This is a genomic window from Paenibacillus sp. FSL R7-0273, assembly GCF_000758625.1.
Taxonomy (GTDB): Bacteria; Bacillota; Bacilli; order Paenibacillales; family Paenibacillaceae; genus Paenibacillus_AQ.
Genome location: NZ_CP009283.1, coordinates 5,164,171 through 5,176,626, shown reverse-complemented (window position 1 = coordinate 5,176,626; position 12,456 = coordinate 5,164,171). Strand labels below are relative to the sequence as shown.

8 protein-coding genes are annotated in these 12,456 nt (G+C 54.4%); 5 read left to right on the top strand and 3 right to left on the bottom strand.

All coding sequences use genetic code 11. The annotated features are described in order from the left end of the window. The first annotated feature begins 23 nt into the window (after positions 1-23). Entirely contained in the window at positions 24-1,910 is a 1,887-nt protein-coding gene (locus R70723_RS22435) for a beta-glucoside-specific PTS transporter subunit IIABC (protein WP_039875534.1), read from the top strand. A 10-nt stretch (positions 1,911-1,920) separates the two neighbouring features. Here the strand turns inward: R70723_RS22435 and R70723_RS22430 are convergent, their stop codons facing one another. Further along, entirely contained in the window at positions 1,921-2,964 is a 1,044-nt protein-coding gene (locus R70723_RS22430; protein ID WP_039875533.1) for an AraC family transcriptional regulator, read from the bottom strand. 121 nt (positions 2,965-3,085) lie between these two features. Here R70723_RS22430 and R70723_RS22425 point away from each other — a divergent pair, with 121 nt between their 5' ends. Then, a complete protein-coding gene (locus R70723_RS22425; protein WP_039875532.1) occupies positions 3,086-5,686 on the top strand; it encodes a glycosylhydrolase-like jelly roll fold domain-containing protein in 2,601 nt (866 codons plus the stop codon). A gap of 36 nt (positions 5,687-5,722) precedes the next feature. Next, complete coding sequence (locus R70723_RS22420; protein ID WP_039875531.1) at positions 5,723-7,174, top strand: 6-phospho-beta-glucosidase; 1,452 nt, start codon at positions 5,723-5,725, stop codon at positions 7,172-7,174. 105 nt (positions 7,175-7,279) lie between these two features. Here the strand turns inward: R70723_RS22420 and R70723_RS22415 are convergent, their stop codons facing one another. Next, positions 7,280-7,771 carry an LURP-one-related/scramblase family protein gene (locus R70723_RS22415; protein ID WP_039875530.1) on the bottom strand — a complete coding sequence of 164 codons (492 nt, stop codon included), beginning with the start codon at positions 7,769-7,771 and terminating at the stop codon, positions 7,280-7,282. Continuing rightward, on the bottom strand, positions 7,768-8,676 hold the full coding sequence (locus tag R70723_RS22410) for a helix-turn-helix domain-containing protein (RefSeq protein WP_039875528.1): 909 nt from the start codon (positions 8,674-8,676) through the stop codon (positions 7,768-7,770). Before R70723_RS22410 ends, R70723_RS22415 begins: the two co-directional genes overlap by 4 nt. A 669-nt stretch (positions 8,677-9,345) precedes the next feature. Between R70723_RS22410 and R70723_RS22405 the strand changes: the two genes are divergently transcribed. Further along, positions 9,346-11,472, top strand: a complete 2,127-nt coding sequence (locus R70723_RS22405; RefSeq protein WP_039875525.1) for an alpha-glucuronidase family glycosyl hydrolase — start codon at positions 9,346-9,348, stop codon at positions 11,470-11,472. A 12-nt stretch (positions 11,473-11,484) separates the two neighbouring features. Beyond that, a complete protein-coding gene (locus R70723_RS22400; protein ID WP_039879157.1) occupies positions 11,485-12,279 on the top strand; it encodes a Nif3-like dinuclear metal center hexameric protein in 795 nt (264 codons plus the stop codon). Positions 12,280-12,456: the final 177 nt, after the last annotated feature.

Sequence of the window (12,456 nt, the reverse complement as noted above, 5' to 3'; positions counted from 1 at the left end):
TTCAGAAACAGGGAGGGTCTAATATGGACAGTCAGAAATTAGCGGGGGAGATTATCCGGAATGTCGGGGGCCGGAGCAACATCAGCCACCTGGAGCATTGTGTCACCCGGTTAAGATTTACGCTTAAGGATGAATCCGCCGCCCAGACGGACACGATCAATAATCTGGACGGCGTTATGACAGTGGTCAAAAGCGGAGGCCAATACCAGGTTGTCATCGGCAACAAGGTCAAAGAGGTCTATAAAGAGGTCACGGACCAGCTCGGCGGAGCGGTCGTGCCGAATGATGCAGAAGCAGCGCCATCCGGCAAAAAGAAAAATGCCTTTAACCGCTTCGTCGATGTAATCGTCGGCATTATCTCACCGATCATCGGCCTGCTGGCCGCTGCCGGGATTATCAAAGGGATGCTGGGATTGGCGACAGCACTGGACTGGCTGGCGGCAACAGACGGCACTTATATTTTGCTCAATGCGCTCGGAGACGGGTTGTTCTATTTCATGCCGATTATTGTCGGCTTCTCGGCCGGCCGGAAATTCGGCGGCAATCCGTTTATCCCGGCAGCCATCGGCGCCGCGCTGGTCTATCCGTCGGTTATTACCGCCTACAACGCAGGTGATAGCCTGACGTTTGCCGGCATTCCTATTGTGCTGGCCAGCTACACCTCATCGCTGTTCCCGATTATTCTGGCCGCCTGGGTTGCGGCGAAGCTGGAGAAATGGTTTGAGCGCAAGCTTCCCGCCTCCCTGAGGCTGTTCTTCGTACCGCTCTTTACCATTCTGATTACCGGGATTCTGACCTTCCTGCTGGTGGGTCCGGTGCTGACGGAAGCGAGCAGTCTGCTGGCAGATGCGACCATGTGGATTTATAACCTCAGTCCGGTCGTTGCCGGTGTTGTTCTCGGCGGGCTGTGGCAGCTGATTGTCATCTTCGGCCTGCATTATGCTTTTATCCCGGTGCTGATCAACAATATTACAACGCTCCAGTATGATCCGGTGAATGCGATTCTGAGTGCCTCTGTATTTGCGCAGGTTGGTGCGGCGCTCGGGGTGTTCCTGAAGTCAAGAAATGCGAAGGTGCGCAGCATTGCCGGTCCGGCCGCCATATCCGCTTTCATGGGTGTAACAGAGCCGGCGATTTACGGGATCTCGCTTCCGTACAAAAAGCCCTTTGCCATGGCGGGAATTGCCGGGGCTGTAGGCGGCGGTATTACTGCGGCGATGAGTGCGAAGATGTTCGGCTTCGGCGGCGGGGGGATTTTTGCAGCTCCGCTGTTCATTAATCCTGCAGGGCTCGACAACAGCTTCTATGCCTATGTCATTGCAAGTGCGGTGGCCGTTGTTATCGCAACCGTGCTCACCTATCTGTTCGGCTTCAAGGACAAGCAGGAGACTCCGGCAAAAGCACCTGCGGCTTCTGGAGCGAGCAACACCGCATTAGCAGCCACAATGGGTACAAAAACCCAGGTCTACAACTCCATCCAAGGTACGATTATCCCGCTCAGCGAGGTGCCGGATGAAGCCTTCGCAAGCGGTGCGATGGGCAGCGGTTATGCCGTCATTCCAGCAGACAATAAGGTTTACGCGCCGTTCGACGGTACGGTAGTAACCGTGGCGAACTCCAAGCATGCGGTTGCAATGGTGTCGGATGACGGTGTGGAGCTGCTGATCCATATGGGAATTAATACGGTTAAGCTGAAGGGCGCGCCGTTTGAGCTTAAAGTCCAGGAGAATGATCGTGTCCAAAAAGGCCAGCTGCTGGCCGTTGTCGACTGGAACATGATCCGGGACAACAAGTTTGAGGTGACGACTCCGGTTATCGTGACAAATACAGCTGATCATGAATCGGTTGAGCTCAAGGCAGACCGCAGCCGCGAAGCCAAGACAGGCGAGCTGGTTCTCAGCATCCGCTAATCATACTGTACTACCGGTGCTGCTTGCGGTAATCGCTCGGCGTTTGGCCGTAATAAGCCACGAATTTTTTATAAAAGAAGCCGAGATTGTTGTAGCCGACCTCACCGGCCACCTCCTCCACAGTAAGCGAAGTATTGGTCAGGAGGAGACCGGCGCTGGTCATCCGCTGGATCTGCACAAGCTCCTTGAACGTTCTTCCGGTCGCTTTTCTCAGATAGCTGCTAAAGTAATTGGGGTGAAAATTGAAATGCCCGGCTACGGAGATCAGGGTGACATCCTTGTAATGGTCCTCCAGGTATTTCAGGATCCTGATCAGATTAGCCTTGCCGGTATCATCACCGTAGTCCTTGTCCTGACCGCCCTGGAACGACTGCAGCAGCTTGCTGAACACAATGACCATATAGGATTCGATAATCTCCTTGGAGCAGAAGCCCGGATCAAAGGTCTCGCACATCAGGCTCTCCATCGTCTCCTTGAATGAGGTTTCATTCCCGGTATGAAAAATAATGTGGCGGTTGTGATTATGAATCTGCGAGATCGCATTCACGATGAAATTGGAAATGATCCCGGTCGTCGCCAGCCTGCTCAGAAAACCTGTGGTGAAGAACGGCTTCAGCATAATGAGGTTGATGATGATATCGTCCTCGGTTGTGTCGAGAATGGTATGCGGCACATTGGTGTCGAGCATGCACAGATCACCCTCCCGCAGGGTAACGTGTTTGCCGTCGATAATCTGCTTGCACTGGCCGGAGTAGACGTAATTGATTTCCACGTAGTTATGGATATGCATCGGAATTTTACTGTAACGGGAATGCTGGCGGATCGTCATCTGGTTGATGTGAAAAGAGTTGGTGGAGTTAGCAGGAAATTTGGAGTCTCTCCACGCCTGGGTTGAATAAGGGTCCAGATCCAGAATGTATACCGGGCTTCCGGTGATATTCACCGTCCGGTTCATTTGCTCGAATATCAGCAGGCCCTTGTCAGGGTCCTTCCGGTGACGGTGCTCGCTCTCCGACAGCTCGTATAGCCGCCGCCTTAATTCATCTCTCTGCATGGCTGCAGTCCCCCTTTTTCCAATAACTATATGAAGTTAAGTTTGGTAAGTCAAATTAATAATCCGTGTTCCAGAGCGAACAGATAGATATATAGACGAAATAGACAGGAGTGGAGCCTTTATGAAAAGACTTACTGAGGTTTTAGAAAATAAACAGGAAAACTACGTGCTTCCTTTTCTGTGGCTGCATGGAGAGCCGGAGGCGCTTTTAAGAGAATCAGTCGCCAAAATTCAGGAGTCCGGTATACACGCTGTCTGCGTGGAGTCCCGGCCGCACCCCGATTTCTGCGGTGAGGGCTGGTGGCGCGATATGGACATTATTATGGATGAGGCCCGCCGCCGTGATATGAAGGTATGGCTGCTGGACGACTCCCACTTCCCTACGGGCTATGCGAACGGAAAGATCAAATCAGATCATCCCGAGCTGGTCAAAAAATATCTTAAAATCCACCAGCTCGATTTCGTAGGTCCGCTGCAGGACGCTTCATTTCTCGTAAAATGGGGCAGCCCCGGCAACCGGATGAGCCTGACTGCAGCGCCTGTGGCCGTAAAAGACAAAATCCTCGGCATCATCGCAGCCCGGAGAACAGGCGAGAACAGCGTCGATCCGGCGAGTTTTGTTGATGTCAGCTCCCATGAGCAGGACGGCGTGCTCTACTGGGACATCCCGGAAGGAGACTGGCGGATATTCATCCTGCTGGAGACGATCCACGGCGGGGAGCCCCACACCGAAGGTTATCTGAATCCGCTTGATCCCGAGGCTGTAAAGGTGCTGATCAATGAGGTCTACGAATCGCATTATGCCCGTTATGCGGCGGATTTCGGCCGGACGTTTGCCGGGTTTTTCTCGGATGAGCCGCGGTTCGGCAATATGCACGGGGCTTTTGGCTCGATCGGCCGGGCAGAAATGGTGCTGCCTTGGAAGGAAGGTCTGCAGGACAGGTTCACTGGGGAGGAACGGCTGCTGCTGCCGCTGCTCTCAACCGTGGAGGCAGAGGGTGCAGAGCACGCCATCCGCTACAAATACATGGACATTGTAAGCCGGATGTACGGTGAAGCGTTCACCGGAACACTGGCAGCCTGGTGCCGGGAGCACGGCGTAGAGTACATCGGCCATCTGATCGAGGACAACAATGCGCATGCGCGGCTCGGTTACGGGGCAGGACATTTATTCAGAGCAATCTGGGAGCAGGATATGGCCGGCATCGACGTGGTACTGAACCAGATTATGCCGGGCATGGACAAAGGACCGTTCAAATCGATGACGGCGAAGGGCTGGGACGGGGAGTTTTTCCACTATGGACTGGCCAAAATGGGCGCCTCACTCGGCCATCTCGATCCCAAAAAGCGGAACCGCACCATGTGCGAGGTCTACGGGGCTTACGGGTGGGCGGAAGGCATTAAGCTGATGAAGTGGATTACCGACCATATGCTGGTGCGTGGCGTGACCCATTTTGTACCCCATGCCTTTTCGCCAAAAGAGTTCCCGGATCCCGACTGCCCGCCGCATCTCGATGCCAGAGGCCATAATCCGCAGTACCGGTTCATGAGCGTGCTGTTTGATTATCTGAACCGGATCAGCCATCTGCTGAACGGGGGGCGGCATGTTGCTAATGTTGGATTGCTGTATCATGCGGAAGCGGAATGGCTGGGTGAGTATATGCTGTTCCAGAAGCCGGCGAAGGAGCTGGCGCAGCACCAGATCGAGTTCGATGTCATTCCGGCGGATCTGATTGCACAGGCTGAGCTAGGCAGCGGCACGTATACGATTAACGGACAGACGTTCAGCGCGCTGGTCATCCCTTATGCCGGGGCATTGCCGCAGGCGCTGCTGGAGCGGGTTAAGGTGTTCACGGATGCCGGTATCCGGGTGCAGTTCATTGACGGGCTTCCGGTGAGAAATGAGCACGGGGAGCAGGTGGACGGCACACTGCTGGAGCAGGCGGCGGTATGCGGGCTGGAGGATTTTACGGCCCAGCTGATACAAGAAGGCCATCACGATGTGCACACCTCAGAGCATCAGCCGTACCTGCGCAGCTATCATTACCGTCAGGCCGAAGGCGATGTGTACATGTTCTTCAATGAAGATCCTTACAAGGTGATCGAAACGACAGTGACGCTGAGCGGGGATCGTCCGGTTGTTGCTTATGACGGCTTCTCCAATCAGGTTAAACTGGTATCGCAGTCGCAGGCTGATGGCAAAACTGCGGTTCAGCTGGTGCTGCATCCGTATGAATCCGTTGTTGTGCTGGAGAGCCGGGAGAAAGCGGGAGCAGCTCCGGCTCTCCAGCAGGCAAATGAACCAGCAGAAATAAGTGGAGAATGGAACGTATCTTTTGCCGCAGCCACAGCTTATCCGTCCTTTTCAGCAGAGCAGACGCTGGTTTCGCTGCAGGATATCTCCAGAGTGGAAGGCAAGGCGCGGTTCTCCGGAACGATGCGGTATGAGCTGGCGTTTACTTTGGAGGAAGCAGCTTCGGCCAATACCGTGCTTGATCTGGGACGCGTGTATGAGGTAGCCGAGGTTACGCTTAACGGTCAGCAGCTGGGGGTCAAAATCTGCCCGCCGTACATCTTTGATGCAGGCAGCGCGCTGGTTGTTGGCGAAAACCGGCTGGTGATTGAGGTAACAAATAACCTCGGCAAGCAAGAGCAGGATTTCTTGTCCCAGTACATGATCCACGAGCCGTCAGGGCTGCTGGGTCCGGTGATGCTGCGGTAGCAGCAGCTGAAACAGAAGGAGAAGGAGCATAATATTATGTCAAAATATACTTTTCCCGCAGGGTTTCTGTGGGGCGGCGCAATTGCGGCCAATCAGACAGAAGGGGCTTACCGGGAGGACGGCAAAGGGCTGACCACGGTGGATCTGATTCCGTCCGGGCCGCAGCGCTGGCCTGTGATGGGCGGGAAGCTGGATGCTTTTGAGCCGCAGCCGGGGCTGATGTACCCGTCGCATGAAGCGATCGGCTTTTATCACAGCTATAAAGAGGATATTGCGCTGTTCGCGGAAATGGGCTTTAAGGCGCTGCGTGTGTCGGTGTCCTGGGCGCGGATTTTTCCGAATGGAAATGATGCTGAGCCAAATGAGCCGGGGCTAGAGTTCTATGATAACCTGTTCGATGAGCTGCTAAAATACGGGATACAGCCGGTGGTGACAATCGCGCATTTCGATGTGCCGGTTCATCTGGTGCAGACGTACGGAAGCTGGAGAAGCCGCGAGCTGGTAGGGTTGTTTGAGCGGTATGCCATTACGCTGTTTACACGCTATAAGGACAAAGTGAAGTACTGGATGACCTTCAATGAAATTAACATGCTGCTGCATCTGCCGTTTGTCGGCGCGGGGCTGGTCTTTGGTGAGGGGGAGGATAAGCGGCAGATCCAGTATCAGGCGGCCCATCATCAGCTGGTGGCGAGCGCGCTGGCGGTGAAGGCTTGTCATGAGCTTATCCCCGATGCGCAGATTGGCTGTATGCTGGCCGCCGGATCCACTTATCCGTATGTGTGCAATCCGGAGGATGTATGGGATGCGATGAATAAGGACCGCGAATCCTTCTTTTTCATCGATGTTCAATCCCGCGGGGCGTATCCCGGCTATGCCAAAAGATTTTTTAGGGATAACGGAATCGCGGTTGAGATGGAGCAGGGCGATGAGGAGCTGCTGAAGCACAATACGGTGGATTACATCGGCTTCAGCTATTATGCCAGCCGGACTGCCAGCACGGACCCTGAGGTGCTGGGCCGGATGACCAGCGGCAATGTATTCGGCTCAGTGGATAATCCGTATCTCCAGAAGTCAGCCTGGGGCTGGACGATTGACCCGCTCGGCTTCCGCATTACGGCCAATCAGCTGTATGACCGCTACCAGAAGCCGCTGTTTGTGGTCGAGAACGGGCTGGGTGCTGCCGATGTACCCGGTCCCGGCGGTGAGGTAGCCGACGACTACCGGATCGACTATCTGCAGCGGCATATTGCCGCCATGGGCGAAGCGATTGAGGACGGTGTCGAGATCATCGGCTACACTAGCTGGGGCCCGATCGATCTGGTCAGCGCCTCAACCGGCGAGATGACCAAGCGCTACGGCTACATCTATGTCGACAAGGACAATGCCGGCAACGGTACCCTGCAGCGGAGCAGGAAGAAGAGCTTCCACTGGTACAAGCAGGTCATTGCCAGTAACGGCGGGGATCTGTCGGCGGATGGGCTGGATTAGGATAAGCCGCCGCATTGGATGAAATAATAGAAACACCTCCAGGAGGACAAGCTCTGCCGTTAAGGCAAGGTTCCTGGAGGTGTTTTTTATTTGCGGAAATAACGGTTACTGCGAGCCAGCCCCCGCCGCATCATCAGCCTTCACACAATCAATCGCCACAACAATCGCAATCATAATGGCCTCCATTTGCTCATTCAAGATATGAATCCTGTAGCTATCCCCCCAGGTGAACCACTCCTTGTTGACCTCACCAATAACTGAACCGTGCTGTATGACCTGGAAGTCCATGTCCCACCAGTTCCCGCGTACCTCGATGCCAGCCGAATCAATGGTATAGCGCGCTTTTAGAAAAGAAAATTCCTTCTTAATCGTCAGCACTTCCCGGCCGTTCACCTCGACAAAAAACTTCGGCAGAAAGCTGAACACCTTTTTCGTAATCAGTGCGACTTCTTCTCTTCGGACATTCATAATGGAGAATGTTTTGGGGATCTGCATAAAGCTGCCTTCTACCAGATAGACATCCTGCTCCTGCTGGTTCTTTACAGTGAATTTTCCGCTTAGACTAAATACCTTCTGCTTCATATATAGCTGTCTCATAATGAACCTCCTTCGCGGTACTCGCGCGGTGATTTGCCGTACCAGCGCTTGAACTGGCGGCTGAAGTGGGCGATATCCCGGTAGCCGAGAATTGCAGAGATGTGGCTGACCGGCAGACGGAGATCGTCCAGCAGCACCTTGGCCTCATGCAGCATCTGCTGGGATAAGAACTCTCTCGGGGAGAGGCCGAACACCTGGCGGAACACCCGGTAGCAGTGCGAGGAGCTGATGCCCAGCTCTGCTGCGATATCATCGACGCCAAGTGTCTTATCATCCTGCGTATTCTGCTTGAACTGCTGATAGACAAGACCCTGCAGGCGGCTGCGGATCTGGTGGGCAAGCTCGACCTTTTCATAGCTGGCGGATGCATACAGGTTGGCCTCAATAGAGAAAGCTTCCCACAGCTGGGCAAATAGGTCAAATACGGCAGACTGCAGCCTCATCCGCTGGGACATTGTTATGTCACCCTGAATCTGATGGGAAATATCCACAAGTCTGGTGAGCGAGGGCGTTAGCTTATGGGCAATCGTGCTGTCAGCCGGAAAGAGTACATGATGCAGCCGGCTTAAGAGCGAGATGAGAATTTTATCGTCGATATCAAAATGGATACAAAAATACGTGAACGGCCGTCCATTACCGCTCAGGCTGGAATGCGAGTCTCCCGGTCTCAAAAGCACCAGATCCCCGGCACGCTGCGTATAGCTGCGGTTGTTGACAATAACCCGCTGCTCTCCGTCAAGCACATAGTTGAACTCGTACTGCGGGTGGGCATGAATTGGATAACTCCAGGCACCGCTTACCGTCCGCAGATGCATGCCGAACAGGTTCAGCGTTGTTTTGACGTCAGGAATGATGATTTCACTAATGTTCTGGCCGAGTTCAGGCGGCAAAAAGGCCGAAGCCATAGGCGGTTCCTCCTTGCTGTTCAGGTTCACTGTACGTTTCCAGTATAGCGAAGTTTGGCTTGATTTGGGTAAAAATCTGCCTGATTTGGCAATGTTCCCGGCATAGAGGCCCATGATAGGATGAGAATAGATAATAAAAGTAGGCATTGAGGCCAGGTGGAAAAATATATTTTGAAAGCGTTTTAAGTTAAGGTAGACGAATCCGCCAAGACCCGGATAGACCCGCAAAAGCGGACTGACTCTAGATAACTGCAGTTTGTGCAACTAAAAGCAGGGATAATCCGCGTTTGGACGAAATAGCTGCATTCGGTGCAGCTAAATCGGATGAAACCGGACTAAACAAGCCTAATCGGCCAAAATAGGTGTACGGAGTACACTTAAAACAGTTAGAGGAGCAAAAATGACTGAAATAGCTGTACAGAGTGCAGCTAATGTTGTCAGGTGTAGCAGAAAGCGCACCTATTTAAATTATGTCAGCTTCATGCAAGAGTGCTGAGCAACTAGCTGTGGGGTTGATGTGTGAGGCGCGCAGAGCGGACAGGTTGAGCGAATATGTTGAGTGAGTATATCAAATGTAGAAATCAGGCGTGGAATAAGTGTAGAAATCAAATGTAGAAAACAAGGGTGTTAAGTAACAATAATCAGGAACAATCAGGAGGAGATTTCCGGATGAAGGAAGCAAACAGGATCAGCAATCGGACACAGGATCATGGCTATAATGCCTGGTTGAGCTACCCTGAGCTGCCGCAGGGTAAGCTTCAGGAGCAATATGTGAGATGGTGCGGAGCGGTGAGCGTTACGGAGACGGACGACACGGTTCAGGCTGCGCTGGCGGAATGGAAGCGCGGGGTTGCCTCGATGCTGGGCATTGAGGTGCAGGCGGAAGGTGCTATGGCGATCACCGCAGCGAATTCTCCGGCGCGTTCTGCCGGGACAAGCGCTGGCCCGGTCGTTGCCTTCGGCACCTTCGGAGGGGGCAACACGCTGATCAGCAGTGTGTTTGCAGAGGCCGACATCCGCAAGATCGGCCGCGAAGGCTTTGCCATCCGCACCAGTGAAGAGCATAACTGTATTGCTGTTGGCGCCTCCGCTCCTGCAGGCTTGCTCTACGGAGTGTTCCATCTGCTGCGGCTCCTAGGTACGCTCCAGCCCATCGATGCACTCGATGAAGCGGTGAATCCGGTCAACGGCCTGCGGATGATTAACCACTGGGATAATTTTGACGGCAGCGTGGAGCGGGGCTATGCCGGCAGATCCTTTTTATATGACAATAACCGGTTTATCGGGGATATGGAGCGGGTCCGTGATTATGCGCGCCTGATGTCCTCCGCCGGGATCAATGCCATTGCAATCAACAATGTAAATGTCCATGCGCAGGAAACGCTGTTCATCTCGGAGTATCTGCCGCAGGTGGCCGAAATTGCGGACCAGTTCAGGGTGTATGGTATCCGGCTGTTCCTGAGCGTGAACTTTGCCGGACCAATGCAGGAAGGCGGAGCGGGCACTGCCGACCCGCTCGATCCGGGCGTGCGCACCTGGTGGCAGAACAAGGCGGCTGAAGTTTATAAGGCGATCCCGGATTTTGGCGGCTTTGTGGTCAAGGCGGATTCGGAGAACCGTCCGGGCCCGTTCACCTACGGACGCGATCATGCCGACGGGGCCAATATGCTGGCTGAAGCGCTGGAGCCGTTCGGCGGTATCGTCATCTGGCGCTGCTTCGTATACAACTGCAAGCAGGACTGGCGTGACCGTAAGACGGACCGTGCGCGGGCAGCCTATGACCACTTCAAGCCGCTGGACGGCAGATTCAAGGACAATGTCATCCTGCAGATCAAAAACGGGCCGATGGATTTCCAGGTCAGAGAGCCGGTCTCCCCGCTGTTCGGGGCACTTACGCAGACCAATCAGATCATTGAATTCCAGATCGCCCAGGAATATACCGGCCAGCAGCGCCATGTCTGCTATCTGGTTCCCCAGTGGAAGGAGGTGCTGGAATTCCAGACCCTTGCCAAAGGGGAGGCTTCTCCGGTTAAGCGCATCGTGGACGGTTCACTATGGGGCAACCGGCACAGCGGAATTGCGGCGGTGTCCAACACCGGCAATGACATCAACTGGTCCGGCCATCTGCTGGCCCAGGCCAACCTGTACGGCTACGGCCGGCTGGCCTGGAATCCTGAGCTCAGCGCGGAAGCCATCGCTGCTGAATGGATTGCTATGACCTTCGGCAGCAATCAGGAGGTGGCGGACGTGATCAGCGGGATTTTGCTGGATTCATTAGAAATCTATGAATCCTACACCGCTCCGCTTGGTGTGGGCTGGATGATCAATCCGGAGCATCACTACGGGCCGAATGTGGACGGCTATGAATATTCGCAGTGGGGCACCTATCATTACGCCGACAACCGCGGGATCGGAGTCGACCGGACAGTGAAGACGGGAACCGGATACAGCGCCCAGTACATCGGCAGCAACGCTGCCCGCTACGAGTCGCTAGAGGAATGCCCGGATGAGCTGCTGCTGTTCTTCCACCATGTGCCGTATACCCATGTGCTCCATTCCGGCAAAACCGTAATCCAGCACATTTACGATACGCATTTTGAAGGGGCGCAGCGGGCGGAAGGGCTGTTGTCCTCCTGGCAGACCTTGAAGGATAAGGTAAGAGAGGATCTGTATGTGCAGGTGGAACAGCGTCTTACAGGGCAAGCCGCGCATGCGAAGGAATGGCGTGACCAGATCAACACGTACTTTTACCGGAAAAGCGGTATAGAAGATCAGTTGTCACGTACCATCTACTAAATGGATATGCACATGACAATTACCTTCGGAACGGTTATTGACTGGCTGACGGCTGGAATCCCCGTGCCGGAGCAGACGGTAGACAGGCTGGAAAATGGAGCACCGGAGACGGAGGTGCGGGGAATTGTCACCGCATTTACCGCCTCGCAATATGTGATAGAACAGGCGGCTGCCCTGGGAGCCAACCTGATCCTCTCCCATGAGGGGATCTATTACAGCCACCACGACCAGCATGAACGGCTCAGTCAGGACCCGATTTACCTCCAGAAGTCGGCGCTGCTTGCCCGGCAGGAAACAGGTATTTACCGGCTCCATGACCATGTGCACCGCTATACGCCGGACGGTATCACCGAAGGGCTGATTGCGGCGCTGGGCTGGCTAGGGTATGTGACGGAGCACCGCCCGGCGGTGTCCCTTCTGACGCTTCCGCCGATGACGGCCAGAGAGGCCGCGGAGCATGTGAAAAGTAAGCTGCAGATTGCCTATGTGCGTGCAGCAGGAGATCTTTCGGCGGCCTGCAGCAAAATTGGCATCCTTGTCGGCTACCGGGGAGGGGGCCAGCTGGCGATTCCCCTGTACGGGGAAGAAGGGCTGGACCTGATTATTGCCGGGGAGGGACCGGAATGGGAGACGCCGGAATATGTCAGGGATGCGCTGCAGCAGGGGCGCAGCAAAGCATTGATCATGCTAGGGCATGCCGAAAGTGAGGCCCCGGGCATGAAGCTGCTGGCAGAGCGGCTGGCCGCACAGTTTCCGGCGGTGCCGGTGCACTACATCCCGGAACGTCCGGTGTTTGAAGTGATTTAACGCCTGAACCTCCTTGCTGCCAAGGAGGTTTTTGATTTTTTCGGTGTGTCCTGACAGCGGGACAATGCAGGCTTTTTATCTAAAAAAGCTGAGAATACTCCACCCTCGATAGGGTGGGAATGAATCTGCGGTATTTGACCTAAATCAGAACGTATGTTCTATAATATGAATAATATT